This is a genomic window from Sphingomonas quercus (assembly GCF_018863195.1).
Lineage (GTDB): Bacteria > Pseudomonadota > Alphaproteobacteria > Sphingomonadales > Sphingomonadaceae > Solisphingomonas > Solisphingomonas quercus.
Genome location: NZ_JAHKRT010000006.1, coordinates 256,925 through 275,877, shown reverse-complemented (window position 1 = coordinate 275,877; position 18,953 = coordinate 256,925). Strand labels below are relative to the sequence as shown.

The window sequence follows — 18,953 nt, the reverse complement described above, 5'->3', positions numbered from 1 at the left end:
GCCTGCTGGGGGGGGCGGAAGCACGGCGCGCCCCTCGCTCGGCTTCAGGCGAAATGGGCGCGGATTTCCTGCGCGATTTCGGCCGCGTGGGTCTCCAGCGCGAAATGGCCGGTGTCGAGCAATCTCACCCGCGCGTCCCGCATGTCACGCGCGAACGCATCAGCTCCGCCGGGCAGGAAGAAGGGGTCGTTCCTTCCCCACACGGCCAGGAATGGCGGCTGGTGCGTCCGGAAATAATGCTGGAACACCGGGTACAGGGCGATGTTGCTCTTATAATCGAGGAACAGGTCGAGCTGCACGTCCTCGGCGCCGGGTCGGGCGAGATAATGGTCGTCGAGCGTATAGCCGTCCGGCGAGACCGCCGCGATATCCGCGACGCCGTGGGTATATTGCCAGTAAGTTGTCTCCGGCGCGAGCATGGTGCGCAGCGCATTGCGGTTCGCCGCCGATCCGTCGTTCCAATAGGCGCGTATCGGGTTCCACCCGTCGCTCAGCCCCTCGATATAGGCATTCCCGTTCTGGGAGATGATCCCGGCAATCCGTTCAGGGTGGCGGAGCGCAAGGCGGAAGCCGGTCGGCGCGCCATAATCGAACACATAGATGAGGTAGCGATCGAAGCCGACAATCTCCGTGAACAGCTCGATCGTGTCCGCGATCGAATCGAAACTATTGGCTTTGGGGTCGTCCGATCGGCCGAATCCCGGCAGATCCGGCGCCACGATATGGAAGCGGTCGGCGAGCAGTGGGATCAGATCCCGGAACATATGGCTGGAGGTCGGGAAGCCGTGCAGTAGCAGCAGCTTGGGTAGTCCGGTCGTCCCGGCCTCCCGATAGAAGATGGTCATGCCGTCGACCATGGTGGTGCGATAGCGGATCGGGCTCATCATCAGTCTCCTTGTAACTTGGATTATTGCTTGAAGAAGGTTAGCATGCTGCCGGGAGCCTCCGGCCGCAGGTAGAGCAGCAGCGCTGCGCAGATCAGGGCAAAGCTCGCCCCCGGCGCGAGCGCGGCAAGTGCTGTTGCCGCCACGAAGATCGCTACCGTGGTCACGGAGCGCCGGCCCGCCAGACGCTGCGCGCGTGGCGGAAAGCGGGAGGGGTCGGCCTGCCGGATCACTTCGCGCTCGAAGGCGAGGAAGATCAGGTTCACGACCACGAAGAGGCCGGCATAGACAGCGACCGGGGTTGCCGCGAGATGCGAGTCGGCCATCCAGCTGGTGGCGAATGGGAGCAGCGAGACGGCGAATAGATGCGCGAAGTTCAACCAGAGCAGGGGCGGGCTCGCCTGGCGGACGAACCGCAGGAGATGATGGTGGTTCATCCAGATGATCGCGATGAAAAGATAGCTGACCGCATAGCTGATCGCGATCGGCCACAGCGGCAGGAGCGCCTTCAGCTCCGCGTTCACCGGCGGCTTCAGTTCGAGCACCATGATCGTGATCACGACCGCGATCACCGCGTCTGAAAATGCGCTCATCCGGTCGGGTTCGGCTAGTCGCTGTCGCATCTGGCATCTCCCTGTCCAAGGTCCCGGCGGCAGGGGGCGCAGCGGTCGACCCGATCGCTGCGCTGTCCCGCGCCACGACACCACATCATGCGGTGTGAAACCTCCTTGGCGTCTGGTAGACGGTTAGGCAGTCCCGCGTAACTTGTCAACAGCGGGTTTGATGGTTACATCGTCATCTCGCCGCTACTGGAGGATGCTGGTGCCCGTTGACCTGCCTGCCATGTTCATCGCCGATGCGCGCGGCCTCGACTTCCTGAACTCCGTGGCGACTCCCGTCGACGCGCCCATCGACTGGATCGCCGACGGTGCGGGGCTTGTCGGCTGGCTGGCCCAGGCCGGCATGGTGCCGGAGGCGGAGCTGGCAGACCTCGCGGAACGAGCCATGCCGGGCGAGCTGGATCGCGTCGCCGATCAGGCCCGCGATCTGCGTGAGTGGTTTCGCGGTTTCGTGAACGCACACCGGGGTGCGCCGCTCGACGGCCGGGCGCTCGGCGAGCTTACGCCGCTCAGCCGCCTGTTGGAGCGTGACGAGGCCTATCAGCGCCTCGTGCTTCATGCCGGAGGGCGCCTGGCGCTGGAGACGACGCGGCGCTGGCGCTCGCCGGAATCCTTGCTCATCCCGATCGGAGAGGCGCTCGCGCGCCTCGTCGTCGATGAGGATTTCAGGCATGTGAAGGCGTGCGAGGGACATGGTTGCACGCTCGTCTTCGCCGATCATACGCGCACCAGGGCGCGGCGCTGGTGCACCATGAGCGTGTGCGGCAACCGCGCCAAGGTCGCGGCGCACCGCAAGAGACAGCGGGCGCGTGGCGATTGAGCCGCTTGCATGGATCTCGTGTGTGGGCGATCACTCAGCGCCTGACCCGCCCGAATATTCGCGCAGACCTGCATGCGTTCATCGCGAACATTGCCAGCGCGAGGGGACGGGCGGGGGGAGTTGGCTGTCCGAGGTTATTAGTCGCCCTGAAGCGGGCAGACTTCGGCATGCTCGACCTTGGCGCCGCTCAGATCGTGCCGATAGTTGATGTTCCGAAGCGAAAGATGGCAGTCATCGATCAAGACTGGCTTAGCGACATCGAGCCAGCTTTTGATTGACGTCGCCCCAGAAAATAGATGCGCGTCGAGCATGGAGGCCATGCTGGCAGGCCACACACCGATGGTCCATTGGCTTCCCAGTGCCGCACACTGCCTCTCGGCGAGGAGTGGAAGCGCCTCGATCAGCGGATGGACGTCAACCGGAGCCGAAAGCACGGCATCAAACCCGTTGTTGCCTGCGAAATGAAGCGCTGCGCTCAGGCCGCCCAGCGGGCCTCCACCCGGCGCCGGCCGGTCGGGAAGCCAGCCGAGGCCCGGCCATGGCCGACCGCAGCAGATGACCAGCGCAGCATGGGCAGAAAGCGCGGCGACGGCATGTTCAATCAGCGCCCTGCCGTCCACAATCGCGAGCGCCTTGTCGCTGCCGAAGCGACGCGACTTGCCACCGGCCAACACGGCGCCAAGCAGGCGCATCAGAAGCGCAGCATGTCGATCATGCTCCCCGCCGGCAGATCGCCGGCACCGGCGGGGAGGCGGACGAGCGCATCCGCGCTGGCAAGCAAGCATTGCGCGGAGGCGGATTGGCCGGGGAGGACGAGCGCGCCCTCCGGCCCAAGCCCGGCGCACAGGAACGTCTCGCGCTCGCCGCCGCTGCAACCGGCGACGAGCGGCGTCGCTTCCCAGCGCAGCGCCGAAAGCGCGCCGCGACCGCCCAGCCCCGCGAGCAGCGGCGCGAGAAACAGGCGCGCCACGGTCATCGCAGCCATGGGATTGCCCGGCAGCCCGAGCACCAGCTTGTCGCCGACCCGACCGCACCATACCGGCTTGCCCGGCTTGATCGCGACATCGGCGAACGCGATGTCGAGGCCGAGAGGGGTAAGAGCCGATTTGGCGAAATCACGGTCGCCGCGAGAGGCGCCCCCGCACAGTATGAGCAGGTCGGCATCAGCCAGCGCTGTCGCGGCGGCCGCGCGGAGCAGCGCCTCGTCATCGCGGACCAGCGTCGCGCCCACAGGCGCTGCGCCCCATTGCCGCGCCATCAGCAGCAGCGCATCGGAAAGGCTGTCTGGGACGCCGCCACGCGCGCGCGCTTCCCCGGCCGGCACAAGCTCGTCCCCGCTGGCGATCACGCGCACTCTCGGCCGACGCCAGACCGTCAGTCGTGCCGCATCGGCGGCGGAGGCGACGACCAGCGCACGCGCATCGACAGACTTGCCAGCCCTGAGCACTTCCGCGCCTGCCCGGGTATCGGAGCCCCGCTTGCGGACATGCAGCCTCGCGGGGATGCGGCCGGTGAGCGCGACCGTGTCGCCGGTCAGGCAGAGCAATTCGCGAACCAGCACCCTGTCGGCCCCGGCCGGGATCGGCGCGCCGGTCATGATACGCACGGCCTGTCCGGCCCCGATCGCCCGTGGACAGGGCGCGCCGGGATAGGCGGCGCCGATCACCGCGAAGCGGCGCAGCCCGGCGGCGAGATCGCCGTCGCGCACCGCGAAGCCGTCCATCGCGGCGAGATCCTGACAGGGTATGTCGATCGCCGCATGCACTGGCTCGGCAAGCACGCGCCTGCCGGCCTTGGCGAGCCTGACGCTCTCGGTGCCGAGAGGCTGGGCCAGCCTGGCTATGATCGCCTGGGCGGCGTCGAAGCCGAGAGTGGCAGGGCAGGGCGCGTCAATCTTGGTGGCTATTCTGACGTGCTTCATCGGCATTGCTCCTCCACGAGCGCGCCCAGTGGAATCCCGCCGCCGGCAGTCGCCTCCCCGACGAGGATCAGTGTCGGGCCGTCACCGCCGATGGCGGTTGCCGCGATCGGCAGCAGATCGAGCCTGGTGCGGAACACCCGTTCGCGCGGAAGGCTGATGTCGCACGCGATCAGGGCTGGCGTCGCGCCGCTCAACCCTGCTGCGATCAGCCGCCGGCTGATCTCGCCGGCCGCGCCGCGGCTCATGTAGAAGACGGTGGTAGCGGTCGGGTCGGCGAGCGCGCGCCAGTCCTGCGCCGGTGGCGAACCGGTGCAGAGGTGCGCGGTGACGAACTGGACGCGGCGCGCACGACCGCGCAGCGACAGGGAAACCCGTGCCGAGGCGGCGGCGGCGCTGGCGGCTGTGACGCCGGGGCAGATATGGGCGGCGATGCCGGCTGCCTCGAGCGCCGCCATTTCCTCCATCGAGCGACCGAACAACGACGGGTCGCCGCCCTTCAGTCGCACGACGCGCTCACCGGCCAGGGCGGCCTCGACGAGCAGCGCGTTGATCGCGTCCTGATTTCTGGAATGTCGCCCCGCGCGCTTTCCGACGCCGACGAGGCGGGCGGCAGGAGGGATCAACGCCAATATGCCGGGGCCGACCAGAGCGTCGTGGAACACCACCGTCGCCGCCCGCAAAAGCCGCTCGGCCTTGCGGGTGAGCAGGTCCGGATCGCCCGGGCCGGCGCCGACCAGCCAGACATGACCCGCGAGGATCACCTCATCCATGAGCCGCATTCCTGTTCTCGTCGAGAATTCGGCGGATCGCGGGACGGCATGAGCCGCAATTGGTGCCTGCAGACAGGGCGGCGCCGACCGCCTCGACAGTGGTGAGTTGCTGGCTGCCGACGGCGGCGAGGATCATCTTCAGCCCGACGTCGAAGCACAGGCAGATGATCGGTCCGCGGTCTTCATGCCGACCGGGCGGGGCACCGGCGAGCAGCGCGGCGCTGCCTTCCGCACCGAGCTGGCCGATCAGCCAGTCGCGCGGGGGCAGCTCCCCCCGCTCGGTGCGGAACAGGACGGCGACCAGCCGGCCGCCGCGAAGTACCGCGACGCGGTGCGAGCCGCGCGCGCGGTCCACGCTCTCGATCCGCTCGCCGCGCGGAAGTCGCGCGTCGATCAGCTGCGCACCACCGTTGCCGGCCAATTCGTACAGAGTTCCACCCGGCACCGCGACGCGCGTCGCCCACAGGCAGGCGGGGCGATCCATCGCCTCGGCGGTGATCAGGAAGCCGCGCCAATCCGGTGTCACCGGTTCGAGGGCGGCCGGGGTCGACTTGAACCCGGGCTGGCCTGAATGCGGATCGACCAGCGAACGCGGCAGCAGCCCCGTGCGCCCCCCGGTGGACTGGCGATCGGTCCAGTGGATCGGCGTGAACACTTCGCCTCGACGCTGGCCCGTGGCCAATGCCACGCGAAACAGGCTTGCGCCCTGCGGCGTCGAGACGCGGGCCAGCCCGCCGTCGGTCAGGCCAAAGGCCGCCGCGTCCTCGGGATGAACCTCGACCAGCGGCTCCTCGCGGTGCCGGGAGAGTCGTGGGCTGAGGCCGGTGCGGCTCATGCTGTGCCACTGATCGCGATAGCGACCGGTGTTGAGCGTCAGCGGCCATCTGGCGAGCGGCGCTTGCAACGGCATCTGGCTGACCGGGACCAGCCGTGCCCGCCCGTCAGGTGTCGGAAAGCGGCCATCGGCAAAAGCGTCGCCCCCCCAGCGAAACGGCGACATCGCCTCATACTCGGCATTGCCGATCGCGACGTGGCTGGCGAGGTCGAACAATCGCTGCCCGTCATTCTGGTAAGTCGAAAGGCGGGCATGCTCGCGGAAGATGTCCGCGGGCCGGGAATAGGCGAATTCGTCTGCCCAGCCCATGCGCCGGCCGACTTCCTTGATGATCCACCAGTCGTGTCGCGCCTCGCCGGGCGCGGGAAAGATCGCGCGCTGGCGGCTGATGCGCCTTTCCGAGTTGGTGACGGTGCCGTCCTTCTCGCCCCACCCGGTCGCGGGCAGGCGGACATGGGCAAACGGCGTGCAATCGGTCTCGGCCATCACCTCGGAGATCGCCACGAACGGGCAGCGCGCGAGGGCGGCGCGGACCGCGCCGGCATCCGGCATCGACACCGCCGGGTTGGTCGCCATGATCCACAACGCCTTGATCCGACCTTCGTCGATGGCGCGGAACAGGTCGACCGCCTTGAGCCCGGGCTTCCGGGCGATGGTCGGCGAGCCCCAGAAGCGCTTAACGTTTGCGCAGTTCTCCGGCGCGAAATCCATGTGCGCGGCGAGGCTCGAGGCGAGCCCGCCAACTTCGCGCCCGCCCATGGCGTTGGGCTGGCCGGTGATCGAGAAAGGCGCCGCGCCCCGCCTGCCAATCCGCCCGGTCGCGAGATGCAGGTTGAGGATCGCGTTCACCTGATCGGTGCCGCGCAGCGACTGGTTGATGCCCTGGCTGAACAGGGTGACGGTGCGTGGATGCTGGGCGAACAATTCGTAGAAGCGCCGGAGGTCGGCGGCCTCCACCTCGCATGTCCGCGCCACGGACCAGAGGTCGCAGCCCTGTTCGAGCGTGTCCCAGAAGCGATCGGGTACCGCCACGCTCGCCGCGAGATACCGCTCGTCGACCAGCCCCGCCGCACGGCAATGGGCGAGCAGCCCGTTCATCAAGGCGACGTCGCTGCCCGGCCGGATGGCAAGATGGAGGTCGGCGCCCTCGCAGGTCTCCGTGCGCCGCGGATCGATGACGACCAGCCGGGCGCCGGCGTCGCAGCGGGCACGAATGCGTTGATAGACGACCGGATGGCACCAGGCGGCGTTCGACCCGACCAGCACGAACAGGTCGGCGGCATCGAGGTCCTGATAACTGGCGGGCACGATGTCCTCGCCAAAGGCGCGGATATGCCCGGCCACCGCGCTCGACATGCACAGGCGCGAATTGGTGTCGATATTACCCGAGCCGATGAAGCCCTTCATCAGCTTGTTGGCGACGTAATAATCCTCGGTCAGCAACTGGCCTGAAACATAAAAGGCGACACTGTCGGCGCCGTGCTCGGCCACCGTCTGGCGGAAGCGTCTGGCTACCAGATCGAGCGCCTTGTCCCAGCTTGCGCGGCGCCGGCCGATCATCGGGTGCAGCAGCCGCCCCTCAAGCCCGATCGTCTCGCCGAGGTGCGTGCCCTTGGAGCAGAGCCGACCATGGTTGGCCGGGTGCCCGGGATCGCCCCTGATCTCGGCTGCGCGCGCGCCGGTCGGTGTCGCCACGATCCCGCAGCCGACGCCGCAATAGGCGCAGGTGGTGCGGGTGCCGGCCATCTCAGGCCGCCGCCCGGAGCGTGCTCGCCCGGCAGATCAGCACGCGGCCGCCGCTTATCTTCACCGGGATGATCGGCGTGCAGCCGCGGTCGCCGCCCTGCGCCTCGCCGGTGGCCAGCGCGATCGTCCAATTGTGCAGCGGGCAGGCGACACTATGGCCGTGAACGATGCCCTGGCTCAGCGGCCCGCCCTTGTGCGGACAGCGATTGACCAGTGCGAACACCTTGTCGTCACCGGTGCGGAACAGCGCGATTTCCTCGCCCCCGTCGACCGGGACGGTGCGGCTGCCGCGTACCGGGATCTCCTCCAGCCAGCCAATATCGAGCCATTCGCCAGTCATGCGATTTCCTCCACGCGGATGGGATTGAAGGCGGCCATGTGAGCATGCTGCTCGCGGGCCTTGCCGACGGCGCGCTCCGCCCAGGGATCGTCCTGGCTGAATGTCTGGGCGTGCCAGAATCGCGCCGCGAGTGCGTCGCGACCAGCGGCGTCCTCGACGATGCGGTCTTTTACATGGGCGAGGCCGACGCGCTCGATCCAGGGCGCGGTGCGTTCCAGATAGCGCGCCTCCTCACGATAAAGCTGGACGAAGGCGGCGGCGTAATGGATCGCCTCCGTCTCGGTCGCCACCTTCACGAGCAAGTCGGTCGCGCGGATATGGATGCCGCCATTCCCCCCGACGTGAAGCTCATAACCGGAATCGACGCAGATCACGCCGAAGTCCTTGATCGTCGCCTCGGCGCAGTTACGCGGACAGCCCGAGACCGCCATCTTGAACTTGTGCGGCATCCACGACCCCCAGAAGCCGCGTTCCAGCTTCACGCCGAGCCCGGTCGAATCCTGGGTACCGAAGCGGCACCATTCGGCACCGACGCAGGTCTTCACCGTGCGCAGCGCCTTGCCATAAGCATGGCCCGAGACCATGCCGGCGGCGTTGAGGTCCGCCCAGACCGCCGGCAAATCCTCCTTGCGGATGCCGAAGATGTCGAGCCGCTGCCCGCCGGTGACCTTGACCATCGGCGCGTTGTATTTCTCGACCACATCGGCGATCGCGCGCAGTTCTCCCGGTGTCGTGATCCCGCCCCACATGCGCGGCACCACGGAATAGGTGCCGTCCTTCTGGATGTTGGCGTGCATGCGCTCGTTGACGAAACGGCTCTGCTGGTCGTCGCGATAATCGCCCGGCAATGCACAGAGCAGATAGTAATTGAGCGCCGGCCGACAGGATGAGCAGCCATCCGGGGTGGACCAATGCAGCTTGTGCATCACCTCCGGGATGGACCGCATTTCCTGCGCGACGATCTCGCGCCGGACATCGTCATGGCCGAAGCTGGTACATTTGCACATCGTCTTCGGGCCAGCCTCGACCGCCTCGCCAAGGGTAAGGTCGAGCAACTGTCCGACAAGCGTCGTGCACGAGCCGCAGCTCGCCGAGGCCTTGCAGCCGGCGCGTACCGCATCGAGGCTCGCCGCGCCGTTCCCGATACAGGCGATCACCTGTCCCTTGCTGACGCCGTTGCAGCCGCAAATCTCGGTATCGTCCGGGAGCGCTGCAACGGCTGCCCTAGGGTCCGCCTGCCCACCTCCCTGGGCGAATGCCTGGCCGAAGATCAGCACATCGCGCAGGCCGGCGATATCCTCCTGCTTGCGGAGCAGATCGAAATACCAGGCGCCGTCGGCGGTGTCGCCATAGAGCACCGCGCCGACGAGGCGATCGTCGCGCACCACCACCCGCTTGTAGACGCCGCGGCTGGCGTCACGCAGCACGATGTCCTCGGCGCCGTCGCCGCCGGCGAAGTCACCGGCCGAAAAGACGTCGATGCCGGAGACCTTCAGCTTTGTGGAGGTGACCGAACCGCGATAGCCGCTCGGCTGGCCGACGAGGCCGTCAGCGAGCGCGCGGCACATCTCCCAGAGTGGCGCGACGAGGCCGTAGACCTGACCGTCATGCTCGACGCATTCGCCGACCGCGAGCACATCGGGATCGCTCGTCACCAGATGATCGTCGACCTTGATGCCACGGTCGACCGCCAGCCCCGCCTCGCGAGCGAGGGCGGTGTTTGGGCGGATGCCGGCCGCCATCACCACCAGTTGCGCCGGGATGACCCGTCCATCCTTGAGCCGCACGCCCTCGACGGCGTCTGCGCCGATGATCTCGGCGGTGTCGGCGCCGGTGAGGATGGTCTGGCCGCGTGCCTCGAGTGCGGATTTGAGCAGCCACCCGGCGGCCTCGTCGAGTTGGCGCTCCATCAGCGTTGGCATCAGATGCAGCACCGTGACCTTCATGCCGCGCAGCGAAAGCCCGTGCGCCGCCTCCAGCCCGAGCAGGCCGCCGCCGATCACCACCGCGTCGCCGCCCCGCTCCGCCGCCGCGAGCATGGCATCGACGTCGCTCATGTCACGAAAGCCGACCACGCCGGGCAGCGCCGCGCCGGGGACCGGAATGATGAAGGGATCCGAGCCCGTCGCGATCAGCAGCTTGTCATAATGGACGACGCGCCCGCCGCGCGACATCACCGTCCGGCTGGCGCGGTCGATGGCGGTGACCGGATCCCCGGCGATCAGCGCGATATCGTTGGCGCGATACCAGTCGGCGTCGTTGATGACGATGTCGTCAAAGCTCTTCTCTCCCGCCAGCACGGGCGAGAGCATGATCCGGTTGTAGTTCACGTGGCGCTCGGCGCCGAAGATCGTCACCCGGTAGCGGCGCGCGTCGCGTGCGAGCAGTTCTTCCACGGCGCGGCATCCGGCCATGCCGTTGCCGATGACGACGAGATGCAGGCGTTCGACGTGATCGATCATGGCGGCGGTCTCTCGATCGGGGGAAAGGAGGGGGCTCATCAGATCCGCACCCCCGCTGGCCAGTGCATCCGCCAGCGGCCCTTGACGAAGGCCAGCCCGGCGAGCGCGCAGAGCGAGAGCAACGCGAAGATCAGGAAACCCGGACCGAACCCGCCGGTGATCTGGCGGGCGAGGCCGAGCGAGGAGGCGAGATAGAAGCCGCCGACGCCGCCGGCCATGCCGACCAGCCCGGTGAGAATGCCGATCTCGCCGCCGAACCGTTGCGGCACCAGCTGGAACACCGCGCCGTTGCCGATGCCGAAGGCGAGCATGGCGATGATGAACAGCGACAGGGCCACGCCCGGATCGGCTGGCGTGGCGGCGACGCCGAGCAGCGCAAGCGCGGCTGCGGCATAGACGCCGGTCAGCGTCGTCGCCCCGCCGATACGGTCGGCGAGCGCACCGCCAACAGGGCGGACCAGCGAGCCGGCGAACACGCTGGCGGCGGTGCAATAGCCGGCGGTGACGGGGCTCAGCTCGAACTGGTCGGTGAAATAGATGGTGAGCGAGGACGCGAGGCCGGAAAATCCGCCAAAGGTCACGCCGTAGAACAGCATCAGCCACCAGGCGTCCGCCGTGCGCAGCGGATCGAGATAAGCCGCAAGGCGGCGCGGTGCCGGTCGGCCCGGAGCGTCCCTGGCGAGGAGGATGTAGACGACCAGGACGACCGACAGCGGCACGCACACCAGCCCGAGCACCGCGTTCCAGCCGAGCGCTCCGGCCAGCGCCGGCGCGAACAGGGCCGCGAGCACCGTGCCCGAATTGCCCATGCCGGCGATGCCCATCGCCTTGCCCTGATGCTCGGGCGGGTACCAGCGGCTGGCGAGCGGCAGCGCAACCGCGAAGCTCGCCCCGGCAAAGCCGAGCACGCCGCCGAGGGCAAGCGTGCCGGCGAAGCTCCGTACGCCGAGGGTCCAGGCGGCGAGCAGCCCGGCGATGACGACGACCTGGCCGATCACGCCGGTGCGCTTCGCTCCGATGCGGTCGGCGAGCAGGCCGACGAGCAGGCGCAGCACCGCCCCCGCCAGTGTCGGCGTTGCCACCATCAGCCCCTTCTGGGCGGGGCTCAGCGCCAGGTCGCGGGCGATCTCGGGGGCAAGCGGACCGAGCAGCACCCAGACCATGAACGCCATGTCGAAATAGAGGAAGGCGGCGATCAGCGTCGGGGCGTGGCCGCTGCTCCAGAAGGCTGATCTGGTCACGCGCGGCGGCCGGGGATCGATATCGGCTCCCCCGCCGATCGCCTCGAAACCTTCGCGCAACAGGTCTGCGACTTTCATCCGCATTGCCTTCCGTGCCGCAGGCACAAAAAAAGCCGCTTCCGACCCCCCGCCTGATGCGGTGATCGGACAGCGGCTTTGCTGTCTTCGATGGATGCCCGCGCCTACGTCGCCGTGGACTTCCGATGTGCGCCGCCCGGTCTTTCGAGCGACATGTTCAAGCTGACTCCTCCGGCGACATCTCGCAAGTGCAAAATTCTCAAGTCGCGTGCAGTCCGCGCAAATAGCCCTCCACATCCTGCGGATCGAAGGCGAGTCCGTCGAAGAATCGGTCTGGCGCCAGCGTCAGGCTGCCTTCGTGCGAGGCGGCGGCGAGGGGAGTGGCGAGCGCCCCCTCCACCTTCATGCTCGCGCCGGGCATCGCCACGCCGCGCCCGGCCAGCGCGCTGCGGTAAAGGTCCGAGCGGAACACGCCCGCCGCCGCGCGTTCGTTTTCCGGACCTGGCGCCACCATCCGCCAGCGCACGAACTGCGAGTAGATCCACAGCGCCTGGCTACGCCACGGGAAATTGGCGGCACCGTGGTGGAAGAGGAGGAAGTTCGGCAACGCCGCGATCTCGCCGCCTTGTGTCAGCGGCATGCGGCCGGACAGGGCGTGCAGGATCAGTTCCGCCGGCTGCCCGACATGGTCCGGGCGAGCGAGCAAGGCCGCCAGTTCCTCATGATTGGCCGGATCGTCGCACCAGGCCGCGGCGCGATCGAGCGCGCGCAGCAGGCGGCCGAGCGTCTCTCCATTCGCCTCCGCCCAATCGGCGCGGGTGGCGAGCACCTTCTCGACGCCGCGCTGCCAGATATTGACGCCGGCGGCGGCGATCTCGCCGATGCCCTCGGCGACGGCGACGCTGCTCCACGGCTCGCCGGCGATGAAGCCGTCGATCTCCCCGAGGCTGAGTGCCTGCACCATCAGCGAGGGCGGCAGCACGCGCAACGTCACGTCGCGGTCGGGGTCGACACCCGCGTAAGCCAGCCAGTAGCGCAGCATCAGCGCGTGGCTGGAGAAGCGATGAACAATGCCGATAATCGGCTTGCGGCGGTGCAGTCCGATCGCCGCGGCGAAATCATGGGCGGTGGCGATCGGGTCCTGCACGCGCGCGCGCCGGTCCGGATCGAGCGCGGCGGCGAGTTCGGCGGACAAAGTGAGCGCGTTGCCATTGTCGTTGAGCTTGAACGGGGCGGCGATCGGGCAGGAGGCCTGGCTCAGCCCCAGCGTGACCGCCACTGCGAGCGGCGCCAGCATGTGCGCGCACTGCACCTGGCCATAGACGAGCCGGTCGCGCGCGGTGGCCCAGCTGGTGTCGCGCATCAGGCTGAGGGCGATGTCCTCCGCTTCGGCAAAGCCTCGTTCGCGCGCCACGATCAGCGGCGCGCTGTCGGTGAGCGGGAGGAAGGCAATCGAAAGCGGCGTCATCGCTCGTCTCCAAACAGGTCGGCAGCGGTGATCAGGGCCTCCGCGACCTCGACGATACGCCGCCCCTGCTTCATCGCGGTGGTGCGCAGCAGCGCATAGGCTTCGGGCTCGGCGAGCCCGCGGTTGCGCATCAGGATCGCCTTCGCCCGATCGAGCGTCTTGCGTTCTGCGAGTTCAGTGCGCGCCGCCGCGAGCTCGGTCTGCAGCTTCGAAAAGGCATTGAAGCGGCGGATCGCAAGCTCGAGCACCGGCTTCACCCGGTCCTTGCGCAGCCCGTCGACGACATAGGCGGAGACCCCGGCGTCGATCGCGGCGCCGATCATGCCGTCGTCGGACTGGTCCACGAACATCGCGATCGGCCGGGCGAGCGCGCGGCTCACCGCCAGCATTTCCTCGAGCGAATCGCGGTTGGCGTTGCCCAGGTTGATCAACACCACATCGGGCGCCATCCGCTCGAGACGGGCCACGAACGCGCCATGCGCGGGCACGACTTCGATTTCGTCGAAGCCCGCGTCGCGCAATCCCTCCTCCAGGATCGTGGCGCGCAGTCCGCTGTCGTCAATGATGGCAATGCGCAAACCTGGCCCCCGAGCCTCACGCACGCGAGGCTATTCACGGCGCTCGGAACGTCAACGTCCTCCAGCTCTGCCACACTGGCACGAGCGGTCGATCGACAGTCGTTACGGCAGTGAGACTGCCATTATGGCCACAGAAGACGATCCGCAATGAACCTATAGGGGAATGGGCGGTTGAGCCTGCCTGACTGCGCGCGGCGACCTGCCGGAGCGATCAGGAGGAGACCGAGGATGTTGAGGACCCAATTTCTGTGCGCTGCCGCGGTGATCGTGGCAGCGACGGGCGCGTCTGCCCAGGCGCCCCAGTCCGGCTCGCACAATCCCGCCACCAAGGACAGCAAGGTGCATCATGTCGCAGCCCCGGCGAAGGGGCACAGCTCCTTCACCGAGGACCAGGCGAAGGGCCGGCTGGCGAAGGCGGGGTACACCGATGTCTCCGGCCTCGCCAAGACCGATGACGGAGCATGGCAGGGCAAGGCCATGAAGGGCAGCCAGGCTGTCACCGTCACGCTCGATTACAAGGGCAATGTCACCGCGCGCTGATCCCCATACTGAGGAGACCGATGATGAGCAGGACCATTAGCCGGCTGTTCGACGATTATTCCGATGCCAAGGCCGCCGTGCATGAGCTTGAGCGGATTGGCGTGCCGCACCACGATCTCAGCATCGTCGCCAACAACGCCCATGGGGACCATGACGTCAGCGATGTCAACGACCATGGCGACGTCACCCGCGGCGCCTCGACCGGCGCGGTGCTCGGCGGCGTCGGCGGTCTGCTCGCCGGCCTCGGCTTGCTGGCGATACCCGGCCTCGGCCCGATCGTGGCTGCCGGCTGGCTCGCCTCGACGGCGGCAGGCGCGGCGATTGGCGGTGTCGGCGGCGCGGCCACCGGCAGCATCGTCGGCGCGCTGAAGAATGCCGGCCACAGCGAGGATGAGGCGAATGTCTATTCCGAAGGCGTGCGGCGCGGCGGCACCCTCGTCAGCGCCCGCGTGCCGGACGGCTTGGTCGGCGAGGCGGAAGCGGCCCTGAACAGCCATCGCGGCGTCGATGCGGCGACGCGCGGCGCCGATTACCGTCGCTCGGGCTGGACCCGGTTCGACGAGACCGCGGCCCCCTATTCCGAGGACGAGATCGAGCGCGAGCGGGCGAGCTACCGCCGCGAGACCACCTACTAAACGGGCGTGCGCCGGGGCGGTCTCTTGTCCGCCCGGCGCTCGACCTGCCGATTTCATCTGAAGGAGTAATGCGTGCGTTCAGCCTTGCTGCGGTCGGCAGCGCTCATGCTGGCTTTGGCAGGGTGCGATATCCAACAACCCCAGGCAGACAAGGCAACCGCCGGGAGCGAGACCGCCCAGCGGCCGCGCTGGAGCACGCAGGCGGCCGGCCAGTTGCGGCAGGCGATCGGGCGCCGCGCCGCCCATGGGCTCGACCAGATGCCGTTCGCCCTCGCCGGGGAAGGGGATGCGGAGCTCACCCGCGTTGCGCTTGCCTATGCCTCGGCGCTGGCGCGCGGCGCCACCGATCCCGCGAAGCTCTACGATCTCTATACCGTGCCGCGGCCTGCGCCGGACCTCAAGGCCGGGCTCGCCGACGCACTGCGCACCGGCAATGTCACCGCCTGGCTCGACAGCCTGGCGCCCCGGACCGACGAATATCGGCGCCTTTCGCAAGCCTATCTCAAGCTCGCCGCCCAGCCCATGTCGCCGCCCGCCAATGTGCCGGCCGCAGGGGAGATGATCAGGCCGGGGATGAGCGATCCGCGCATGCCGATCATCGCGCAGCAACTCGTCAACCTCGACTATATTGACGTTCGCGCCGCGCAGGGCACGCGCTACACGCCGGCGATGGTCGCCGCGGTGAAGAGGATGCAGGCCGACTACGGGATGAAGCCCGACGGGGTGATCGGCAGCGAGGCGCTGGCGATCCTCAACATGTCCGACCTTGACCGGCGGCGCGCCATCGCCGTGGCGATGGAGCGGATGCGGTGGCTGGAGCGGACCCCGCCGCCGACCCGCATCGATGTCAACGTGGCGGCGGCACGGCTCACCTATTGGCGCGACGGGCGCATTGCCGACAGGCGCAATGTCGTGGTCGGCGAGCCGGACAAGCAGACGCCCCAGCTCGGCTCGCCGATCTTCCGCCTCGTCGCCAATCCGACCTGGACGGTGCCCCGGTCGGTGCAGAACAACGAGATCGCGCAGAAGGGGCCCGGCTATCTCGAGGCCAATGACATGGAGTGGAAGGACGGCTGGATCGTGCAGCGCTCCGGACCGAAAAATTCCCTCGGTCTCGTCAAGTTCGACATGCAGAATGACCAGGCGATCTACCTGCACGACACGCCGGCCAAGGCCTTGTTCGGCATGGTGCAGCGCCAGCGCAGTCATGGCTGCGTCCGGGTGGAGGATGCCCTGGGCTTCGCCGCCATGCTCGCCCGCGACGAGGGCGTCGAGGAGGAGTGGAACGAGGCGCAGGCGAGCGGCGAGGAAAGCTTCGTCAAGCTGCCGCGCCGCATTCCGGTGAGGATGCTCTACCAGACGGTGCTGTTCGACCAATCCGGCGAGCCGATCGTGCGCAACGATCCTTATGGATGGGATGATCGCGTCGGCGCGGCGCTCGGCTTCAAGGCCGGTCGGGCGCTGCGCGTGAGAAGCGGCGGCGGCGACATCGCACCTTGACGGCCGCCAGCGCACGGCGCTGACGGGCGGCGCAGGCGGTGCCAGTCCAGGCACCGGCGTCCGGAACGGCATGGCGGCCCACGCCGGCGGCGGCCTAGGTCCGGGACGCGATCGTCGACCATCCCAAGGAGCGCGGGCGCTGTCGCCCGGGGGGGGCGGAGCGTGATCTGGCGGGCTTCCCGCACGCTGATGCCAGCCGCCACCCGGCCACCGCAGCCCAGTTTCGGCATCGACCAGCGCGTGTGCTGCGGTGAGCATAGACGCGGGTTCAGGCCAAGCCGCGTGCTGCCCAACATGTGGCGGCTGGTGAAGAGTGGTTCGAACACACCCTCGCGATCGCCGAGCGGGATGCCGGGGCCGTTATCGCGCACCAGCAACGCCACGGCATCATCGTCCGCCCACGGCGCGGAACCCGCGACCGGCGCTCCAACGCCATGTGTCCTCGAAACGTGCGACCTGCCCATCAGAACAGGAGCACTCGAAGCCCGCAATCAATAGGGCTCTGCGCACGGACGTCTGATTATAGTGTTCTGGCTGAGGGGAGGGATTATAACTATTCGGCCGCCGCCGTACGCCAGTGTTTCTAGTTTTATGGTTTGAAAGGTAGTTTTTTAGGGAGAATTTGCCACTGCGGCTTCGCCAATATTTGCCGTTGGCTGCCAGCTGCCACGTTGAAAGTGGGCATAGAAATGGCAATGAGCCAAAGGAGTAGGACTGAGAGCCGACCAAGGCCCCATATGTGGCCGCGGCGCACGCAAGCGCTGCTGAATCCTGCCTCTCATGCGGGCCTTAATCTTTGATAGTGCATAAGTATATGCGGGCCCTAAGCGGGGTGGCGGCGTGACCATCGGCACGATTGCACCGGCGCGGTGCATCGGCGCTCGAACATCGGCCATTATCAATGGGAACCGGGCTGATCGGGCTCGGCATTCACAGAAGGTCCAGATCGGACGAATAGGGACATTCGTCCTCGACATTCCCTCTCTTTATTCCACGTTCGTAGTCGGGGTAGTGCGAAGCCGCCGGCGGCGTGTGCGGAGGATATATATATGAGGGTTTGGCCCGGATGTTTCTGCGCGATCGCGGCGCTCCTCCTGACCGGGCAGGGTCATGCCGCTTGTCCCTCGCCCGCCGCAGATCAGACCGTCGCGGTGCCCGGCCATCCCTTTGCCGCCGAGGCGACGAGCGACAATTGCCATCTCTTTGCTTCTCTATCCCAAGGGCCAGCCAGCGGCGCCGTCGCGGTGCTGACCAACGAAAAGGGCAGCTTCGGCGTCACGCGCAGCGTGCGTCTGCCGCGTGGATCCGGCGCAGGGCTGGCACTGTCGCATGACGGCAGCATGCTGGCGGTTTCGACGGGCGAGGCGCTCGTCCTCCTGGATGCAGAGAAGCTGGTGACGGCGGATGAGGATCCGCTCATTGCCACGGTACCCGAAGGGAGCCACGGGGCCGTCTACACGCAATTCTCCAAGGACGACGCCCTGCTCTTCGTCAGTGAGGAGGACAGCGCCAGCATCGCCGTACTGAACGTGGCGGCACTTCGCCAGGGCCAAGGCAGCAAGGCGGTCGTCGGGCGCATCGCCACCGGCCAGGCGCCAGTGGGACTCGCGCTGTCACCCGATGGCAGCCGACTGTTCTCGACCAGCCAGATCGCGGGCATCTCTGCCGAATGCATGCCGGAACAGGGCGGTGGCCGACCACATGCCAAGGGCGCGCTGCTTTCCATCGACGTCGCCAAGGCAGCGACCGATCTGCGCCACGCAGTCGTCGGCATGGCGAAGCTTGGCTGCAATCCGGTGCGCGTGGCAGTTACCGCCGACGGCCACAGCCTTTGGGTGAGCGAGCGCGGCGACGGGCGAGTGCTCGGCATCGATCCCTCTTCGCTCGCCTCCGGTGGCGCGCGAGTGACGCGGATCGAGGTCGGAAAGTCGCCGGTTGGGCTGGCGATCCGTCCTGATGGGCAACAGCTCTGGATCGCCGATTCCGATCGCTTCGCCAATGGCGGCGGGGCGCTGGCGCTGGTCACGCCGGCCATAGCTGGCGAGGCCAAGCTCGCCAGCACGATCAGGGTCGGCGCCTTCCCGCGCGACCTGCGCTTCCTTCCTGACGGCAAAACCCTGGTCGCCGCCCTCTACGGCGAGGATGCGGTTCTGCTTCATCCCACCGAACCGTGAGGGAACGTGCAGAGTGCGCACGCAACCCTCACACTGTACACGCCGCGGCCGAAGAATCAGCGATGCTTATCGCGATACTGAGCTGAAAAGATCCGACAATTCCGGTTCACGCAAATCGTGATCGAAAGAGGATGCCTGCCGAGAGAGAAAATCCTCCTTTGGTTGCCCGCCCGATAAGATTCGAGTTTGGCCTTCTTCTATATGAAATCAACTCAGACCTAGCATCGGAGAGAATAGGCGTCCTCTATCGCTTTCTGAAGTCCGTAAGTTGTCGCCTGCAATCGGCACGCAGACGGGGCCAATTGTAGTCACGGGCACGGTCCCACCCGGCCCAACGCCACCGGGAGAGGCGCCCGGAACTGTCGTGAGCCCAGGAAGTCCGTCAAAGCAGAATCCAATTT

The 18,953-nt window shown here is 67.6% G+C and carries 16 protein-coding genes; 5 read left to right on the top strand and 11 right to left on the bottom strand.

All coding sequences use genetic code 11. The annotated features are described in order from the left end of the window. Nucleotides 1–44: 44 nt before the first annotated feature. Nucleotides 45–887, bottom strand: a complete 843-nt coding sequence (locus KOF26_RS12925) for an alpha/beta fold hydrolase (RefSeq protein WP_253201402.1) — start codon at nt 885–887, stop codon at nt 45–47. Nucleotides 888–907: 20 nt separating this feature from the next. After that, nucleotides 908–1,477, bottom strand: a complete 570-nt coding sequence (locus KOF26_RS12920; protein WP_301183138.1) for a TMEM175 family protein — start codon at nt 1,475–1,477, stop codon at nt 908–910. A gap of 223 nt (nt 1,478–1,700) precedes the next feature. Here KOF26_RS12920 and KOF26_RS12915 point away from each other — a divergent pair, with 223 nt between their 5' ends. Then, a complete protein-coding gene (locus KOF26_RS12915) occupies nt 1,701–2,324 on the top strand; it encodes a CGNR zinc finger domain-containing protein (protein WP_253201401.1) in 624 nt (207 codons plus the stop codon). A gap of 137 nt (nt 2,325–2,461) precedes the next feature. Here the strand turns inward: KOF26_RS12915 and mobA are convergent, their stop codons facing one another. The 9 genes from mobA to KOF26_RS12870 all read right to left on the bottom strand — a co-directional run bounded on the left by mobA (nt 2,462) and on the right by KOF26_RS12870 (nt 13,703). Further along, nucleotides 2,462–3,016 (bottom strand): molybdenum cofactor guanylyltransferase, encoded by a 555-nt coding sequence (gene mobA / locus KOF26_RS12910; protein WP_216325509.1) that lies wholly within the window; start codon nt 3,014–3,016, stop codon nt 2,462–2,464. Further along, on the bottom strand, nt 3,016–4,245 hold the full coding sequence (locus KOF26_RS12905; protein WP_216325506.1) for a molybdopterin molybdotransferase MoeA: 1,230 nt from the start codon (nt 4,243–4,245) through the stop codon (nt 3,016–3,018). Before KOF26_RS12905 ends, mobA begins: the two co-directional genes overlap by 1 nt. Continuing rightward, entirely contained in the window at nt 4,242–5,015 is a 774-nt protein-coding gene (gene cobA, locus KOF26_RS12900) for a uroporphyrinogen-III C-methyltransferase (RefSeq protein ID WP_216325503.1), read from the bottom strand. Before cobA ends, KOF26_RS12905 begins: the two co-directional genes overlap by 4 nt. Beyond that, complete coding sequence (locus tag KOF26_RS12895) at nt 5,008–7,596, bottom strand: nitrate reductase (protein WP_216325500.1); 2,589 nt, start codon at nt 7,594–7,596, stop codon at nt 5,008–5,010. The genes cobA and KOF26_RS12895 overlap by 8 nt, the downstream gene beginning before the upstream one ends. A gap of 1 nt (nt 7,597) precedes the next feature. Next, nucleotides 7,598–7,936: a nitrite reductase small subunit NirD gene (nirD, locus tag KOF26_RS12890; RefSeq protein ID WP_216325497.1), complete on the bottom strand. Its 339-nt coding sequence runs from the start codon at nt 7,934–7,936 to the stop codon at nt 7,598–7,600. Next, nucleotides 7,933–10,398 (bottom strand): nitrite reductase large subunit NirB, encoded by a 2,466-nt coding sequence (gene nirB, locus KOF26_RS12885; protein WP_253201400.1) that lies wholly within the window; start codon nt 10,396–10,398, stop codon nt 7,933–7,935. Before nirB ends, nirD begins: the two co-directional genes overlap by 4 nt. Nucleotides 10,399–10,436: 38 nt before the next feature. Continuing rightward, nucleotides 10,437–11,717 (bottom strand): nitrate/nitrite transporter, encoded by a 1,281-nt coding sequence (locus tag KOF26_RS12880; protein ID WP_216325492.1) that lies wholly within the window; start codon nt 11,715–11,717, stop codon nt 10,437–10,439. 199 nt (nt 11,718–11,916) lie between these two features. Next, nucleotides 11,917–13,125 (bottom strand): CmpA/NrtA family ABC transporter substrate-binding protein, encoded by a 1,209-nt coding sequence (locus KOF26_RS12875; protein WP_216325489.1) that lies wholly within the window; start codon nt 13,123–13,125, stop codon nt 11,917–11,919. Next, on the bottom strand, nt 13,122–13,703 hold the full coding sequence (locus tag KOF26_RS12870; RefSeq protein WP_216325486.1) for an ANTAR domain-containing response regulator: 582 nt from the start codon (nt 13,701–13,703) through the stop codon (nt 13,122–13,124). Before KOF26_RS12870 ends, KOF26_RS12875 begins: the two co-directional genes overlap by 4 nt. A 228-nt stretch (nt 13,704–13,931) precedes the next feature. On the opposite strand from KOF26_RS12870, the gene KOF26_RS12865 reads away from it, so the two are divergent. The 4 genes from KOF26_RS12865 to KOF26_RS12850 all read left to right on the top strand — a co-directional run bounded on the left by KOF26_RS12865 (nt 13,932) and on the right by KOF26_RS12850 (nt 18,552). Further along, nucleotides 13,932–14,243 (top strand): hypothetical protein, encoded by a 312-nt coding sequence (locus tag KOF26_RS12865; protein WP_216325483.1) that lies wholly within the window; start codon nt 13,932–13,934, stop codon nt 14,241–14,243. A gap of 23 nt (nt 14,244–14,266) precedes the next feature. After that, entirely contained in the window at nt 14,267–14,878 is a 612-nt protein-coding gene (locus tag KOF26_RS12860) for a general stress protein (RefSeq protein ID WP_216325481.1), read from the top strand. Nucleotides 14,879–14,950: 72 nt separating this feature from the next. Continuing rightward, complete coding sequence (locus KOF26_RS12855) at nt 14,951–16,378, top strand: L,D-transpeptidase family protein (RefSeq protein ID WP_363182248.1); 1,428 nt, start codon at nt 14,951–14,953, stop codon at nt 16,376–16,378. A 1,049-nt stretch (nt 16,379–17,427) separates the two neighbouring features. Next, nucleotides 17,428–18,552 carry a YncE family protein gene (locus KOF26_RS12850; protein ID WP_216325479.1) on the top strand — a complete coding sequence of 375 codons (1,125 nt, stop codon included), beginning with the start codon at nt 17,428–17,430 and terminating at the stop codon, nt 18,550–18,552. Nucleotides 18,553–18,953 lie beyond the last annotated feature (401 nt).

What these genes read in the sequence shown, in the direction of transcription:
- nirD (WP_216325497.1), bottom strand. Translation starts at nt 7,936, where the DNA reads ATGACTGGCGAATGGCTCGATATTGGCTGGCTGGAGGAGATCCCGGTA.
- KOF26_RS12920 (WP_301183138.1), bottom strand. Translation starts at nt 1,477, where the DNA reads ATGAGCGCATTTTCAGACGCGGTGATCGCGGTCGTGATCACGATCATG.
- KOF26_RS12850 (WP_216325479.1), top strand. Translation starts at nt 17,428, where the DNA reads ATGAGGGTTTGGCCCGGATGTTTCTGCGCGATCGCGGCGCTCCTCCTG.
- KOF26_RS12915 (WP_253201401.1), top strand. Translation starts at nt 1,701, where the DNA reads ATGCTGGTGCCCGTTGACCTGCCTGCCATGTTCATCGCCGATGCGCGC.
- KOF26_RS12925 (WP_253201402.1), bottom strand. Translation starts at nt 887, where the DNA reads ATGATGAGCCCGATCCGCTATCGCACCACCATGGTCGACGGCATGACC.
- KOF26_RS12860 (WP_216325481.1), top strand. Translation starts at nt 14,267, where the DNA reads ATGAGCAGGACCATTAGCCGGCTGTTCGACGATTATTCCGATGCCAAG.
- cobA (WP_216325503.1), bottom strand. Translation starts at nt 5,015, where the DNA reads ATGGATGAGGTGATCCTCGCGGGTCATGTCTGGCTGGTCGGCGCCGGC.
- nirB (WP_253201400.1), bottom strand. Translation starts at nt 10,398, where the DNA reads ATGATCGATCACGTCGAACGCCTGCATCTCGTCGTCATCGGCAACGGC.
- KOF26_RS12880 (WP_216325492.1), bottom strand. Translation starts at nt 11,717, where the DNA reads ATGAAAGTCGCAGACCTGTTGCGCGAAGGTTTCGAGGCGATCGGCGGG.
- KOF26_RS12865 (WP_216325483.1), top strand. Translation starts at nt 13,932, where the DNA reads ATGTTGAGGACCCAATTTCTGTGCGCTGCCGCGGTGATCGTGGCAGCG.
- KOF26_RS12905 (WP_216325506.1), bottom strand. Translation starts at nt 4,245, where the DNA reads ATGAAGCACGTCAGAATAGCCACCAAGATTGACGCGCCCTGCCCTGCC.
- KOF26_RS12875 (WP_216325489.1), bottom strand. Translation starts at nt 13,125, where the DNA reads ATGACGCCGCTTTCGATTGCCTTCCTCCCGCTCACCGACAGCGCGCCG.
- KOF26_RS12895 (WP_216325500.1), bottom strand. Translation starts at nt 7,596, where the DNA reads ATGGCCGGCACCCGCACCACCTGCGCCTATTGCGGCGTCGGCTGCGGG.
- mobA (WP_216325509.1), bottom strand. Translation starts at nt 3,016, where the DNA reads ATGCGCCTGCTTGGCGCCGTGTTGGCCGGTGGCAAGTCGCGTCGCTTC.